The organism is Pseudonocardia sp. GCM10023141 (assembly GCF_042653605.1).
Window position 1 is genome coordinate 229,849 of record NZ_JBHSIR010000006.1, and the last position, 13,683, is coordinate 243,531.

16 protein-coding genes are annotated in these 13,683 nt (G+C 71.0%); 2 read left to right on the top strand and 14 right to left on the bottom strand.

The genetic code is table 11. The annotated features are described in order from the left end of the window. Position 1 precedes the first annotated feature (1 nt). The 4 genes from ACFPFQ_RS02110 to ACFPFQ_RS02125 form a co-directional block, all read right to left on the bottom strand. Complete coding sequence (locus ACFPFQ_RS02110; protein ID WP_379614111.1) at positions 2-538, bottom strand: GNAT family N-acetyltransferase; 537 nt, start codon at positions 536-538, stop codon at positions 2-4. Then, positions 535-945: a nucleoside-diphosphate kinase gene (gene ndk, locus ACFPFQ_RS02115; RefSeq protein ID WP_379614113.1), complete on the bottom strand. Its 411-nt coding sequence runs from the start codon at positions 943-945 to the stop codon at positions 535-537. Before ndk ends, ACFPFQ_RS02110 begins: the two co-directional genes overlap by 4 nt. Positions 946-966: 21 nt before the next feature. Continuing rightward, positions 967-1,491 carry a DM13 domain-containing protein gene (locus ACFPFQ_RS02120; RefSeq protein WP_379614114.1) on the bottom strand — a complete coding sequence of 175 codons (525 nt, stop codon included), beginning with the start codon at positions 1,489-1,491 and terminating at the stop codon, positions 967-969. Between the two features lie 347 nt (positions 1,492-1,838). Beyond that, positions 1,839-2,078 (bottom strand): hypothetical protein, encoded by a 240-nt coding sequence (locus ACFPFQ_RS02125; protein ID WP_379614116.1) that lies wholly within the window; start codon positions 2,076-2,078, stop codon positions 1,839-1,841. 74 nt (positions 2,079-2,152) lie between these two features. Between ACFPFQ_RS02125 and ACFPFQ_RS02130 the strand changes: the two genes are divergently transcribed. Beyond that, positions 2,153-2,302 carry a hypothetical protein gene (locus tag ACFPFQ_RS02130; RefSeq protein ID WP_379614118.1) on the top strand — a complete coding sequence of 50 codons (150 nt, stop codon included), beginning with the start codon at positions 2,153-2,155 and terminating at the stop codon, positions 2,300-2,302. Positions 2,303-2,332: 30 nt separating this feature from the next. Here the strand turns inward: ACFPFQ_RS02130 and ACFPFQ_RS02135 are convergent, their stop codons facing one another. The 5 genes from ACFPFQ_RS02135 to ACFPFQ_RS02155 form a co-directional block, all read right to left on the bottom strand. After that, positions 2,333-2,731 (bottom strand): DUF4233 domain-containing protein, encoded by a 399-nt coding sequence (locus tag ACFPFQ_RS02135; protein ID WP_379614120.1) that lies wholly within the window; start codon positions 2,729-2,731, stop codon positions 2,333-2,335. Beyond that, positions 2,728-4,254: a bifunctional folylpolyglutamate synthase/dihydrofolate synthase gene (locus tag ACFPFQ_RS02140; protein ID WP_379614122.1), complete on the bottom strand. Its 1,527-nt coding sequence runs from the start codon at positions 4,252-4,254 to the stop codon at positions 2,728-2,730. The genes ACFPFQ_RS02135 and ACFPFQ_RS02140 overlap by 4 nt, the downstream gene beginning before the upstream one ends. Further along, positions 4,251-6,887: a valine--tRNA ligase gene (locus tag ACFPFQ_RS02145; RefSeq protein ID WP_379614124.1), complete on the bottom strand. Its 2,637-nt coding sequence runs from the start codon at positions 6,885-6,887 to the stop codon at positions 4,251-4,253. The genes ACFPFQ_RS02140 and ACFPFQ_RS02145 overlap by 4 nt, the downstream gene beginning before the upstream one ends. Positions 6,888-7,006: 119 nt before the next feature. Then, positions 7,007-7,747, bottom strand: coding sequence for a hypothetical protein (locus ACFPFQ_RS02150; RefSeq protein WP_379614126.1), 741 nt, complete (start codon positions 7,745-7,747; stop codon positions 7,007-7,009). A gap of 65 nt (positions 7,748-7,812) precedes the next feature. Then, positions 7,813-9,018 carry a Cmx/CmrA family chloramphenicol efflux MFS transporter gene (locus ACFPFQ_RS02155; RefSeq protein WP_379614128.1) on the bottom strand — a complete coding sequence of 402 codons (1,206 nt, stop codon included), beginning with the start codon at positions 9,016-9,018 and terminating at the stop codon, positions 7,813-7,815. A 168-nt stretch (positions 9,019-9,186) separates the two neighbouring features. On the opposite strand from ACFPFQ_RS02155, the gene ACFPFQ_RS02160 reads away from it, so the two are divergent. Next, positions 9,187-9,612 (top strand): PPOX class F420-dependent oxidoreductase, encoded by a 426-nt coding sequence (locus ACFPFQ_RS02160; protein ID WP_379614130.1) that lies wholly within the window; start codon positions 9,187-9,189, stop codon positions 9,610-9,612. Positions 9,613-9,621: 9 nt separating this feature from the next. Here the strand turns inward: ACFPFQ_RS02160 and ACFPFQ_RS02165 are convergent, their stop codons facing one another. The 5 genes from ACFPFQ_RS02165 to ACFPFQ_RS02185 all read right to left on the bottom strand — a co-directional run bounded on the left by ACFPFQ_RS02165 (position 9,622) and on the right by ACFPFQ_RS02185 (position 13,674). Next, on the bottom strand, positions 9,622-9,900 hold the full coding sequence (locus ACFPFQ_RS02165) for a DUF6457 domain-containing protein (protein WP_379614132.1): 279 nt from the start codon (positions 9,898-9,900) through the stop codon (positions 9,622-9,624). 9 nt (positions 9,901-9,909) lie between these two features. After that, the gene (locus ACFPFQ_RS02170) at positions 9,910-10,056 is read right to left on the bottom strand and encodes an MFS transporter small subunit (protein ID WP_379614134.1); all 147 of its coding nucleotides are present in this window, start codon (positions 10,054-10,056) and stop codon (positions 9,910-9,912) included. Further along, a complete protein-coding gene (locus ACFPFQ_RS02175; protein ID WP_379614136.1) occupies positions 10,053-11,414 on the bottom strand; it encodes an OFA family MFS transporter in 1,362 nt (453 codons plus the stop codon). Before ACFPFQ_RS02175 ends, ACFPFQ_RS02170 begins: the two co-directional genes overlap by 4 nt. 136 nt (positions 11,415-11,550) lie before the next feature. Then, positions 11,551-12,831 (bottom strand): ATP-dependent Clp protease ATP-binding subunit ClpX, encoded by a 1,281-nt coding sequence (clpX, locus tag ACFPFQ_RS02180; RefSeq protein ID WP_379614138.1) that lies wholly within the window; start codon positions 12,829-12,831, stop codon positions 11,551-11,553. 204 nt (positions 12,832-13,035) lie between these two features. After that, complete coding sequence (locus ACFPFQ_RS02185; protein ID WP_379614335.1) at positions 13,036-13,674, bottom strand: ATP-dependent Clp protease proteolytic subunit; 639 nt, start codon at positions 13,672-13,674, stop codon at positions 13,036-13,038. Positions 13,675-13,683 lie beyond the last annotated feature (9 nt).

Sequence of the window (13,683 nt, forward strand, 5' to 3'; positions counted from 1 at the left end):
GTCAGACGGCGCGGTGGAACCAGTGCTCGTCGCGCCAGTCCCCGGGACCGACGCACAGCGCACGCGGCCACCGGCCGACCTCGGTCCAGCCCTGCTTCGCGTAGAACTCCGGCAGCGGGGTGCCGCCGCGCGCCGACAACAGCAGCTCCCGCAGTCCCATCGCGCCGGCCTCGGCGACGGCCGCGTCGAGCAGCCGCGTGCCCCAGCCCCGGCCCTGCAGATCCGGGTGGACCATCAGGCGCAGCACGTCTGCCCGGTGCTCGACGATCGGGCCGGAGCCGCGGCGCAGGAACGCCGAGCCGGCGAGCTCATCGCCGGTCTCGATCACGATCATCTGCTCGCGACCGGCCCGGACCTCGGACACCACGTGCTCGGCGGCGGCCAGCACGAGCTCCTCGGCGGCATCGGGCCGGAACCCGACGGCTCCACCCTCCCGGCTCACGGCGAGCCAGAGCGCGGCGAGTGCCGCGCCCGTACCGGCCGGCGCGTCGCGCAGCACGCGCGGAGCGCCGACCGCGGGCTCGCCGCCGGACGTCACAGGTGCGGGAACCAGAGCTTGATCTCGCGGGCCGAGCTCTCCGGCGAGTCGGAGCCGTGGACGAGGTTGAACTGCGTCTCCAGCCCGAAGTCTCCGCGGATCGTGCCGGGCGTGGCCTTCTCGACCGGGTCGGTGCCGCCGGCGAGCTGGCGCCATGCGGCGATGGCGCGCGGGCCCTCGACGACGGCCGAGAGCACCGGGCCGGACGTGATGAACGCCAGCAGGTCCTCGAAGAACGACTTGCCGTCGTGCTCGGCGTAGTGCTGGGCGGCGAGTTCGCGATCGACGGTGCGCAGCTCGAGGGCGACGATGTCGAGGCCCTTCCGCTCGATGCGGGCGAGTACCTCGCCGATGAGCTTGCGGGAGACGCCGTCGGGCTTGACGAGGACGAGGGTGCGTTCAGTCACGCCCGGAAGGGTATCGGCGGGTCAGTGGATCACCGGCTGCAGGGCCGCCGCCGCGAACGACACGGAGAACCGGTCGCACCAGATCGTGACGCTGGACAGCCCCTGGAGGTCGACATCGGCCGGGACCGCGTAGTTCGAGCTGCCGATGTTGCCCTTGAGCTCACCCAGGTCGACGTGGCGGCCGTCGTCGAAAACGTGCCAGCCGGCGTTGCCCGCGAGTACCGGCGCGTCGGTGAGCCAGACCTTGAGCAGCGGCCCGTTGCTGGTGCGCAGATCCACCAGCCGCAGCACGCGGGAGCCGTCGGGGAGGCGCAGCAGCTCCACCGCACCCGTGCTGGCGTGCTCGTGGCTGACGAGGTCACCGCGCGCGAGGAGCTCCCGCTGGTCAGGCTGCGGTGCCGCGGCGGTAACAACGGGTGCCGCCTCGTCGACCTTCTTGTCGATCACCAACAGCCACGGCTCGAAGACGCACAGCGCGACGACGACGAGCGCGATGCCGGCGACGATCAGGATGCGCACCAGCGGGCGGCGCAGGAGAGCGGTCATGCATCCACTGTGTCGCGGATCCGGACGTCCGTTACGCGGCGTTGATGACGGATCGCGAACATCGCTGCCGACGCCGGGACGTCACGAGTGGCCTACTCTCGATGCTCCTCGGCGTCGCCACCGCCCTCCCCGGGCCCTGGCTCGCCACCCTCGCAGGGGGCGTCGACTTCGCGTTGCAGGTGTGGCGGGTACCCGTGGCCGGTGGGTTCCTCGCGGGCTGGATCGTCGCCGTGCTGGTGCCCCGGGGCGATGGTCGCGCCCCCGTATCCGAGCATGCCGACGTATCCGACCCCGTTGCCCCACCGGCTGCTCGAGCCGCTCGACCAGCAGGTGCTCCGCGCCGGCGCCTACGCGTTGGGCGGTGGACCCCCGCTGCTGCTGGTCGACGGTGGCGTCGCCACGCCCGCGGGTGTCGCGGTCCGATCGGAGCGGGGCCGGGTACGGGTGCTGGCGCGCACCGGCGCGGGGCGGGAACGGATCATCGGGCTCCACGGCGACCTGCTGGTGTACTGGTCGGACGCCACCACCGTCGTCGTGCGGCGGCTCAGCGACGCCACCGGTGCGCGGCTGGCCGGTCGGCTCGGCACCGACGGGACGCTGCTGCTGACCGCAGGCGGCGATCCGCGCACGCTACGCAGGCTCGACGTCGGACACGCAACTGGTGGCGTCGCCGCACGGATCGATCACGCTCGCCGTGGCGGGCCGGGGTATCTGGTCGCTGCCCGGCTCGGCCTTCCTGCGCCCGCTGCCCGCGCCCGGACCAGGGTGCGGGATCCCGCTGCCGGGCGACGAGCCGATCCCGGCGGGCTGACGATGACCGGTCTGGCGGCGACCGATCGGCTCAGCTCCGCTGCGACGGCAGCTCGCCGCGGGCCATCTTCTGCGCGACGTCGCGCCGCATCAGCAGCAGCCCGATCCACACGAGCAGGAACACCCCACCCATCCAGCCCAGTGCCGGTACGAAGAGGAACCCGCACACGATGGTGACCACCTGCAGGCCCAGTGCCAGCCCCAGACCCCACGGCCGTCGCTGCATCCCGCACGCCACGATCATCAGCAATGCGATCACGACGATCACGGTGACGCCCAGCGGCGTGGCGCCGTCGCCGAACTTGGACAGCACCAGCAGCGCGAGCAGCACCACGATGGCCTCGAGCACCAGCGTGGCGGCGAAGACGCCGCGGATGCCCTTCATCGGGTCGGGTGGCGCGGGTCGAGGCGGCTCCTCCGGCGCGGTCACGCCGGTTCCTTGCCGAACAGCGTGCGGGCCTCGCCCGCGGTGACCACCGAACCGGTGATCAGTACCCCGACCCCGGACAGGCCGGCTTCCTCCGCCAGCTCGCTCGCCTGCTCCACCGCCAGTGCCAGCTGCGGCTCGACGCTGACCCGCGCCCCACCGAACACCTCGGTGGCCAGTGCCCCCAGCTCGTCGGCGTCCATGGCGCGGGCCGACGAGTTGGCCGTGACGACCACCTCGTTCAGCACCGGCTCCAGCTCCTGCAGGATGCCGCGCACGTCCTTGTCCTGCATCACGCTGATCACGCCGACGAGCTGGGTGAACCGGAACTCGGTGGTGATCGCCGCGGCCAGCGCGCGGGCGCCGTGCGGGTTGTGGGCGGCGTCGACGAGCACCGTGGGCCCGCCCTCCCCCGCCGCGAGCCGCTCCAGGCGGCCCGGCGACTGGACGCGCGCGAACGCCGCGCGGATCGCGTCCGGATCGAGGGGCTGGCGCGGGCCGGCCCCGACCAGCGCCTCCGCGGCGGCCAGCGCGAGCGCGGCGTTGCTTGCCTGGTGTTCACCGTGCAACGGCAGGAAGATGTCGTCGACCACTCCGCCGAGGCCCTGCAGCGAGATCCGCTGCCCGCCCACGGCGATCTCGCGGTCGCGCACCCCGAACTCCACACCCTCGCGAGCCACCTGCGCGTCGACGGCGATGGCGCGATCCAGGAGCACCTGCGCCACCTCCTTGTCCTGCGCGGCGAGCACCGCGACGGAGCCGGGCTTGATGATGCCTGCCTTCTCCCGCGCGATGCCCAGGATGTCGGAGCCCAGGTACTCGACGTGGTCGACGCCGATCGGCGTGATCACCGCGACCGTGGCGTCGGCGACGTTGGTGGCATCCCAGGTGCCGCCGAGGCCGACCTCGATGATCGCGGCCTCCACCGGGGCGTCAGCGAACGCCGCGAACCCCATGGCCGTGAGCACCTCGAACTTCGACAGCGCCCCGTGCTTCGCGTCGACCAGCTCGACGAACGGCAGGACGTCGCGGTAGATCTCGACGTAGCGCTCCGGCGTGATCGGCCGGTTGTCCACGTTGATGCGCTCGGTGGCCCGCTGCAGGTGCGGGCTGGTGTAGCGGCCGGTGCGCAGGCCGATCTCGGTGAGGATCGCGTCGATCATGCGCGCCGTGGACGTCTTGCCGTTGGTGCCGGTCAGGTGCACCACCGGGTAGCCGCGGTGCGGATCACCCAGCGCGTCGACCAGCGCGGTGATCTTCTCCAGCGACGGCTCCATGACCGTCTCGGGCCAGCGCCGATCCAGCTCGGCGTCGGCGGCGAGGAACTCGCCGAAGCTGATGGCCGTGGACGTGGCCGGGATGGCGTCCAGGCCGTCGCCGCCGCGGATGGCGTCGAGGACGTGGGAGATGACCGCGTCCTCCGGCGACGGGATCTCACCCTGGCCCTCGGGACGGCCGGTCTCGTCGGCGAAGGCCGCGTCCTGGTAGTCGCCGTCCCGGTACTCGTCGTCCTCGGGGCCGCTCATGCGCCCGGCATCGCGGCGAGCCGGGCCGTGATCCGCTCGACGTCGGCAACGGCCGCGGCCCGGCGCCCCCGGATCCCGTCGACGACGTCGGCCGGTGCCTTGTCGACGAACTTCGGGTTGCCGAGCTTCTTGTCGGCCTGGTCGAGCTCCTTCTGCGCGGCCGCGAGGTCACGACCGAGCCGGGCCCGCTCGGCGGCGACGTCGATGACGCCGGAGGTGTCGAGCTCGACGTGGACGACACCGCCGGCCAGCGCGACCTCGACCGTGGCCGTGGCCGTGAACTCGGCGCCGGCAGCGTCGAGGCGAACGAGCGAGGCGATCGCGGCGGCGTGCCCGCCGAGCCCGGCGGCGTCCAACCCGACCAGGCGCGCGGCCACCCGCTTGCTGTCGGGGACCCGCTGCTCGGTGCGGAAGCGCCGGACGTCGGTGATCAGCTTCTGCAGGTCGAGGACCCGCGCGCCTGCGGCGGCGTCGACGGGACGGCCCGCGTCGGCCGGCCAGGGTGCCACGACGACCGACTCGCCGCCGGTGATCGCCTGCCCCTGAATCGCTTGCCACAGGGCTTCGGTGATGAACGGCATGGTCGGGTGCAGCAGCCTGACGAGCGCGTCGAGGACGTGGCCCAGCACCGCGCGGGTGCCGTCGGCGGTGGCCTCGTCGCTGAGCTGCGGCTTGGCCAGCTCGATGTACCAGGAGCAGAACTCGTCCCACGCGAAGTGGTAGAGCGCCTCGCTGGCCTTGGCGAACTGGTAGTCGTCCAGCAGCGTGTCGACCTGATCGCGGACCTCGGTGAGGCGCCCGAGGATCCAGGCGTCGGCGTCGGTCGGGGCGACCGGCAGCGGCAACGTGGTGGAGGCGCCGTTGGACAGGGCGAACCGGGTGGCGTTCCACAGCTTCGTGCCGAAGTTGCGGGCCGCGGCGACGTTGTCCTCACCGATGGGCGCGTCGGTGCCGGGGTTGGCGACCCGCGCGAGCGCGAACCGGACCGCGTCGGCGCCGAACGTGTCCATCCAGGCGTTCGGATCGACGGTGTTGCCGACCGTCTTCGACATCTTCTTGCCGTACTGGTCGCGGACCATGCCGTGCAGCGCGACCGTGTCGAACGGCCGGACGCCGTCCATGGCGTAGTGGCCGAACATCATCATCCTGGCGACCCAGAAGAAGATGATGTCGTACCCGGTGACCAGCACCGACGTCGGATAGAACTTGTCGAGATCCGGGGTCTTCTCCGGCCAGCCGAGCGTGGAGAACGGCCAGAGGCCCGAGGAGAACCAGGTGTCGAGGACGTCCTCGTCCTGGGTCCAGCCGGCAGGCGGCTCCTCGTCGGGGCCGACGCAGACGACCTCGCCGTCGGGGCCGTACCAGACCGGGATGCGGTGGCCCCACCACAGCTGGCGCGAGATGCACCAGTCGTGCATGTTGTCGACCCAGCTGAACCAGCGGGGCTCCTGCTCCTTCGGGTGGATCGTGACCGAGCCGTCGCGGACGGCGTCGCCCGCGACCTGGGCCAGCGGGCCGACCTTGACGAACCACTGCAGCGACAGCCGCGGCTCGATCGGCTCGTACTCACCGCGCGAGGCGTGGCCGACAGAGTGCAGGTAGGGGCGCTTCTCCGCGACGATCCGGCCCTGCGCGGCCAGCGCCTCGCGGACCTTGACCCGCGCCTCGAAGCGGTCCATCCCGTCGAACTCGGTGCCCGTGTTCGCGATCTTCCCGGACTCGTCCATGATCGAGGGCATCGGCAGGTTGTGCCGGCGGCCGATCTCGAAGTCGTTGGGGTCGTGGGCCGGGGTGACCTTGACGGCGCCCGTGCCGAAGCTCGGATCGACGTGCTCGTCGGCAACGATCCTGATCATGCGACCGACCAGCGGGAGCTCGATCTCGGTGCCGACGAGGTGCCGGTAGCGCTCGTCGTCGGGGTGGACGGCGACGGCGGTGTCGCCCAGCATCGTCTCGACGCGGGTGGTGGCGACGACGATCGCGTTGTCGCCGTCCCCGTAGCGCATGGAGACGAGCTCGCCCTCGACCTCCTTGTGGTCGACCTCGACGTCGGACAGGACGCTGCGCATCGCCGGTGACCAGTTGACCATCCGCTCGGCGCGGTAGATCAGGCCCTCGTCGAAGAGGCTCTTGAAGATCGTGCGGACGGCGAGGTTGGAGCGCTCGTCCATGGTGAAGCGCTCGCGAGACCAGTCGACGCTGTCGCCCAGCCGCCGCATCTGGCCCAGGATGGACCCGCCGTGCTCGGCCTTCCACTCCCAGGCGCGCTCGATGAACTTCTCGCGGCCCAGCTCACGGCGGGTGGTGCCCTCGGCCGCCAGCGCGCGATCGACCAGCGCCTGGACGGCGATGCCGGCGTGGTCCATGCCCGGCAGCCACAACGTCTCGAAGCCCTGCATGCGCTTGCGGCGGCACAGGACGTCGATGAGCGTGTGTTCGAAGGCGTGCCCGATGTGCAGGCTGCCGGTGACGTTGGGCGGCGGGATGACGATGCAGAACGGCGGCTTCTCGCTGGCGGCATCGGCGGTGAAGTAGCCGGCCTCGACCCAGCGCTCGTACATGCCGGCCTCTACCTCGCCCGGATTCCACTGGGCGGGGAGGTCGGCAGTACGCGGCGGGAGGGTGTCGGTCACCCTGTCAAGTCTACGAGCCCCTCACCATCGGGTTTTCGCGGGCCGCTGACGCACACCGCGAGGGGGTGACGCACATCGTCAACGGTGTGCGCCACCCCCTGACGGTGTGCGTGACCGGGTCAGGCGGGCAGCAGTAGGGCGTGGAGGCGGTCGAAGCCGAGCACCGGGGCCAGGGTGCTCGTGCGTACCCGCTCCAGGTCGAGGTTGCGGACCTCACCGCTGGTGGGCTCGTAGACGCGCCAGCCGTCGGCGTCGGTGCCCAGCGCCATGACGTAGTGGCGCGGCAGGACCGGTCCGATCAGCATCGGCACCGGTCGGCCTGCGGCCAGCGCGATACCCGCGGCCAGCAGTGCATCGGCGACGTCGGCGGCGGACCGGTCGTCGACCAGCCGCACGCGGTAGGGACCGGCGCCCGGCGCGTGCTTGCGCAGCCACGCGACCATGCCCCACGGCGACGTCCCGATGGCCTGCGGCCAGAACCGCGTGGACTCCTTGTGCACCTGCCGCTGCCGCGCGTCGTAGCGCGCCCCGAAGCCGATGGAGATGCTCGCGGCCGGCTCGCGCGCGGCCGAGCCGCCCCCGTTGCCCGGCAGCAGGCCCGCCGGACGCTCACCGTCGAGGCGCAGCGTCTCGGCCGGGTCGGCCCATGCCGCCAGCGCGACGAGCACGGCGCTGCCGCAGGTGGTGCCGTCGACCTGGTCGAGCCGGACGCCACCGCGGCGCTGCTCGCCCAGGCGCCCGCCCAGCAGTGGGCTCCGCCCCCCCGCGAGCGGCCGCACGGCCGGCATCGGGGCCGCGGCCGGCCGGGCGCGACGGAGCAGCGTCTCTGCCCGTCGGGCCAGCCCGCACACCGTTCGCATGCTGTCGATCCTCCCTTGTCCGCGATGCGGACGCCACGGTCCGAGCGGGTCGTCGTGGTGCCTGCTCAGCGTGACGATCCGGAGCCGGTGCGGCGGTCGATCCGCCACGAGAGCAGCGCCAGCACGATCGCGGCGCCCATCAACACCGCACCGAGCCACGACGGTGCCGTGTAACCCAGACCCAGGGAAATGGCGATCCCGCCGAGCGCCGGACCGAGCGAGTTGCCGACGTTGAACGCCGACGTGTTGGTGGCGCTCGCCAGCGTCGGGGCGTCGCCCGCGAGTGCGAAGACGCGGGCGTTGAGCGGAGCGCCCGCGATGAAGGCGATCGCGCCGAGCAGCACCTCGGCCACGACGACGACCACCGGGATCGACGCCAGCAGGCCCACCACGCACATCAGGACGGCCGCGGCGGCGAGCGCACCGAGCAGGCTGGTCCACGGGTGGGCGTCGGCGATGCGACCGCCGATGATGATGCCGACCAGTGCCCCGACACCGAACCCGAGCAGCACCGCGGGCACCCAGCGGGTGTCGAGCCCGGCGACGTCGGTGAGCAGCGGCGCGATGTAGGAGAACGCGCCGATCATCCCCGACTGGTACAGCGCGGTGGTGCCGAGCGCGAGCCAGAGCCGGCCGCGCCGGAACGCCGCGACCTCGTCCGCGATCCGCAGCGGCGGCTCGGCCGCGTCCCGGTTGCGGACGCTGACGAGCACCCCGACGATGCCGATCCCGGCCAGCGCCGCGACCGCCCAGAACGATGCCCGCCAGCCGAACTGCTGCCCGACCAGCGTGCCGAGGGGCACGCCCGCGACGTTGGCCACGGTGAGACCGGCCAGCAGCACCGACAGCGCGCGGGCCCGGTCACCGGGTCCGACGGTGGAGACCGTGACCACGCCCGCAACCGCCCAGAACGCGCCGGTGGCGACCGCGGAGACGACGCGCGAGACGACCATGACGGTGTAGTCCTGCGCCAGCGCGCCGAGCACGTGCCCCGCGACGAACACGACCAGCGCGGCCACGAGCGTGATGCGCCGCGGCATGCGCAGCGTCAGCACGGCCATCGCGGGCGCGCCGACGATCATGCCGATGGCGAAGGCCGAGATCAGGTAGCCGGCCTGCGGGATCGTGATGCGCAGGTCCGTCGCGATCTCCGGCAGCAGCCCGGCGATCATGAACTCGCTGGTGCCCAGCACGAACGTGCTCAGTGCCAGCAGCGGCACGACCTTCGGGATGCGGGCGCGCACAGCGACCCCGGTCAGTCCGGTCGTCAATGAGCACTCCCCCGCGCGAAGCCGGCCGATCCGACCTGTGGTGCAAGGCGCGGGGTCGGCGTGGCTATTCCCGCCCGCTCGAGACGCCAGCAGGGCGTCCCTCCTGACGTTCGGGGGGACGTGTGTGCGCCTCCGGTCGGGTTCCCACGCCGCGGTTAGGGTGCCGGGGTGTCCGCTGAACTGACCCCCGAGGTCCGCGAGTTCCTCTCCGCCGGCACGCGCACCGGCAAGATCGGCTACCTGGCCGCCGACGGTCGCCCGCTGGTGGCGCCCGTCTGGTTCTTCATCGACGGCGACGAACTGGTGTTCAACACCGGTGCCCGCACGGCGAAGGGCAAGGCCGTGGCACGCGATCCGCGGCTGGTCCTCTGCGTCGACCTGCAGGAGTCACCGTTCGCGTTCGTGCAGGTCCAGGGGGTTGTGGAGATCTCGGAGGATCCCGCCGAGCTGCTGCGCACGGCCACCGCCCTCGCTGCCCGGTACATGGGTCCCGAGCGGGCCGAGGAGTTCGGCAGGCGCAATGCCGTGCCCGGCGAGCTCGTGGTGCGGCTGCGCCCGACCAAGGTCATCGCGCAGATGAACATCACGGGCTGAGACCCTCCGTCAGCCTCGGGTGTCGGGCCACCCCGCGGCCAGCCTGCTGACGGTGGCCGCGTGCTCCCGCGCCGCGGCCACCGGGTCAGCGGCGCGGCCGGCGGCCAGCCCGACCAGGAAGGCCGTGACCGGCGCGCCCGGCCGGCTCACCCCGTGCGCGACGTCGGCGGTCAGGTCGAGCACCATGTCGACGATCGAGCCGTCCTCGACCCCGTCCCCGAGGCCGAGCTCCCGGCCGACCGCCGCCACCCACTCCGCCAACGCCTGCGCATCCTGACTCCCGCTCACGGGCGGAGCTTAGCTCCCGAACAGGGCGGGGATCTTGAGCAGGAGCTGGTAGAGGCCGTAGCCGAGCGGCACCAGCACCCACAGCCACGCGAGCACGGCGCCGACCCACTGCGCCGGACCCCATGCCGGAGCGGTCTTCTCCATCTCGACGCTCACGCCGCTGCCCCCGCATTCTCCGTCGCCGGCTCGTGGAACTTCGCGTTCACGGGTCTGATCAGCTCGTTGCAGATGAACCCGATCACCAGCAGCACGATCATGATCGTGAAGGACGCGGTGTAGCGACCGGGGCCTGCCACCCCCGCCGCGATCTGGCTGTCGGCGATGGCATTGACCAGCAATGGGCCGAGCACCCCCGCCGCCGACCACGCCGTGAGCAGCCGACCGTGGATGGCACCCACCTGGTAGGTGCCGAACAGGTCGCGCAGGTACGCCGGCACTGTGGAGAAGCCGGCGCCGTAGAACGACAGGATCAGCAGCGCGCAGAGCAGGAAGACGACCTTGTTGCCGTTCGTCGTGAGCGTGACGGCCAGGTACAGCAGCGCCCCGACCCCCAGGTAGATCCGGTACATGTTCTTGCGCCCGAGGTAGTCCGACGTGGACGACCACAGGATGCGGCCGAGCGAGTTGGCCAGCGACAGGATCGCGACGAACCCGGCCGCGGCCGCCGCCACACCCGCGGTGCCGGGGAAGAAGTCGGTGAAGATCGGCGCGGCGCGTTCCAGGATGCCGATGCCCGCCGTCACGTTGAAGCAGAGCACCACCCAGAGCAGCCAGAACTGCGGCGTCTTGATCGCGTTGCGTGCCGAGACGTTGGCGGTGCTGATGAGCGCGCCGACGCGCTGCGCCGCCGGGTCCCAGCCCGCAGGCTTCCACCCCTCCGCCGGCACCCGGATCAGCAGCCATCCCACCGCCATGAAGACCGCGTAGATGATGCCCATCACGAGGAACGTCTGCGCGATGCCGTTGACATCAGGCGTCTTCCCGGCGCCGCCGAACGCCGTGAGCAGCTGGGTCGTCAACGGTGACGCGATGAGCGCCCCGCCGCCGAAGCCCATGATCGCGATGCCGGTGGAGAGGCCCGGCCGGTCCGGGAACCACTTGATGAGGGTGGACACCGGCGAGATGTAGCCGATGCCCAGCCCGATGCCGCCCACGAACCCGTACCCGACGACGACCAGCCAGTACTGGCGCAGGTACAGGCCCAGAGCGGAGATGAGGAACCCCGCCACGAAGCACGCCGACGACACGACCATCGCCCACCGCGGCCCGTTGGCGTCCACCTTCGTGCCGAACAGTGCCGCCGAGAGGCCCAGCATGATGATGCCGAGGGTGAACGGCAGCGCGCTCTCCACACCGGAGATGTGCATGCCGGCTTCCAGCGGCGGCTTGAACACGCTCCAGGCGTACGCCTGACCGATCGCGAGGTGGATCGACAACGCGGCGGGCGGGATGAGCCAGCGGCTCCAGCCCGGGGGCGCGACGATCCGTTCGCGACTCAGAAATCCGGCAGCCATCGAGCTCCCCCTCGCAACGGTGCGACACGCGACGGGGTGAACCTAGAACGAGATAGGTGCGGTCGCAACAGTTGCTCGCACACACACGAACGCCGGCCCGCTTGATCAGCGGACCGGCGTTCGGGTACGTGCAGAGTCAGGCGGATCGTTCCTGCCGGGCCCGGCGGGCCGGGGTGCGCGGCACGATCGTCGGGTTGACGTTGCTGCGCACCGTCTGCTCGGTGACGACGACCTTGGCCACATCATCGCGGCTGGGGATGTCGTACATGACCGGCAGCAGCACCTCTTCCATGATGGCCCGCAGGCCACGGGCGCCGGTGCCGCGCAGGATGGCCTGGTCGGCCACCGCCTCGAGCGCGTCGTCGGTGAACTCCAGCTCCACGCCGTCCATCTCGAACAGCTTGTGGTACTGCTTCACCAGCGCGTTGCGCGGCTCGGTGAGGATCTTGACAAGGGCTTCCTTGTCGAGCGAGGTGACCGAGGCGACCACCGGCAGACGGCCGATGAACTCCGGGATCAGGCCGAACTTGATCAGATCCTCCGGCATCGTGTCGGCGAAGCTCTCCGAGGACTCCAGGTCGTTCTTCGAACGGATCTCCGCGCCGAAGCCCAGCCCGCGCCGCCCCACCCGATCGGAGATGATCCGCTCGAGGCCCGCGAAGGCCCCGGCCACGATGAACAGCACGTTCGTCGTGTCGATCTGGATGAACTCCTGGTGCGGGTGCTTGCGGCCGCCCTGCGGCGGAACGCTCGCCGTGGTGCCCTCGAGGATCTTCAGCAGCGCCTGCTGGACACCCTCGCCGGACACGTCGCGCGTGATCGACGGGTTCTCCGACTTGCGGGCGATCTTGTCGACCTCGTCGATGTAGATGATGCCCGTCTCGGCGCGCTTGACGTCGTAGTCCGCTGCCTGGATGAGCTTCAGCAGGATGTTCTCGACATCCTCGCCGACGTACCCCGCCTCGGTGAGCGCGGTGGCATCGGCGATGGCGAAGGGCACGTTGAGCATCTTCGCGAGCGTCTGCGCGAGGTAGGTCTTTCCGCAGCCGGTGGGGCCCAGCATCAGGATGTTGGACTTCGAGAGCTCAACACCGTCGCCGTCGCCGCCACGCATCTTGTCGCCGGCCTGGATGCGCTTGTAGTGGTTGTAGACCGCGACCGACAGCGTGCGCTTGGTCTGGCTCTGGCCCACCACGTACTGGTCGAGGAAGTCGTGGATCTCGGCGGGCTTGGGCAGCTCGTCGAGCTTGACCTCACCGGCCTCCGCGAGCTCTTCCTCGATGATCTCGTTGCAGAGATCGATGCACTCGTCGCAGATGTAGACGCCAGGGCCGGCGATCAGTTTCTTGACCTGCTTCTGGCTCTTCCCGCAAAAGGAACACTTGAGCAGGTCACCGCCGTCACCGATGCGTGCCATGAGTGCAGACCCCATATCCCATCTGGTGCGATCCCATCCGGCGTGTCCGGTAGGCGCGCCCTCGTGACGGTACCCGCTCGACACGCCCCCAGGGGAGCATCAGCTCCCGAAGATTCGGCGACGTGTCGGCGGGCGATCAGCTCCGGAGCCGAGGACGGCTCCGGAGCGACGAACACTACTGACGATCCACCCAACAGGCAGGATCTAGCCGACCGCGGACAGCTTCCGGCTCTGGATGATCTCGTCGACGATCCCGTAGTCCTTGGCCTCTTCGGCCGTGAGGATCTTGTCGCGATCGATGTCGAGGCGGACCTGCTCCGGCGTACGGCCGGTGTGCTTGGCCAGCGTCGACTCCATGAGCTTGCGGACGCGCGAGATCTCGGCGGCCTGGATCTCCAGGTCCGACACCTGCCCGTAGAAGCCCTCGGTGGCCGGCTGGTGGATCAGGATGCGGGCGTTCTGCACCGCGAGCCTGCGTCCGGCCGTGCCGGCGGCGAGCAGCACAGCGGCGGCCGACGCGGCCTGCCCGAGGCAGACCGTCTGGATGTCGGGCCGGATGAACTGCATCGTGTCGTAGATCGCCATCAGCGCGGTGAACGAACCACCGGGCGAGTTGATGTACATGCTGATCTCGCGGTCCGGGTCGGCCGACTCCAGGCACAGCAGCTGTGCCATGACGTCGTTGGCCGACGCGTCGTCGATCTGCACGCCGAGGAAGATGATGCGCTCCTCGAACAGCTTGTTGTACGGGTTGGACTCCTTGACCCCGTAGCTGGTGCGCTCGACGAACGACGGCAGCACGTACCGCGACTGTGCACCCTGGGGAGCCACTCCCCCTGGCATCTGGAAGTT

Coding starts and splice junctions, on each gene's coding strand:
- ACFPFQ_RS02120 (WP_379614114.1), bottom strand. CDS start 1,491: ATGACCGCTCTCCTGCGCCGCCCGCTGGTGCGCATCCTGATCGTCGCC.
- ACFPFQ_RS02185 (WP_379614335.1), bottom strand. CDS start 13,674: ATGCCAGGGGGAGTGGCTCCCCAGGGTGCACAGTCGCGGTACGTGCTG.
- ACFPFQ_RS02150 (WP_379614126.1), bottom strand. CDS start 7,747: ATGCGAACGGTGTGCGGGCTGGCCCGACGGGCAGAGACGCTGCTCCGT.
- ACFPFQ_RS02175 (WP_379614136.1), bottom strand. CDS start 11,414: ATGGCTGCCGGATTTCTGAGTCGCGAACGGATCGTCGCGCCCCCGGGC.
- clpX (WP_379614138.1), bottom strand. CDS start 12,831: ATGGCACGCATCGGTGACGGCGGTGACCTGCTCAAGTGTTCCTTTTGC.
- ACFPFQ_RS02140 (WP_379614122.1), bottom strand. CDS start 4,254: ATGAGCGGCCCCGAGGACGACGAGTACCGGGACGGCGACTACCAGGAC.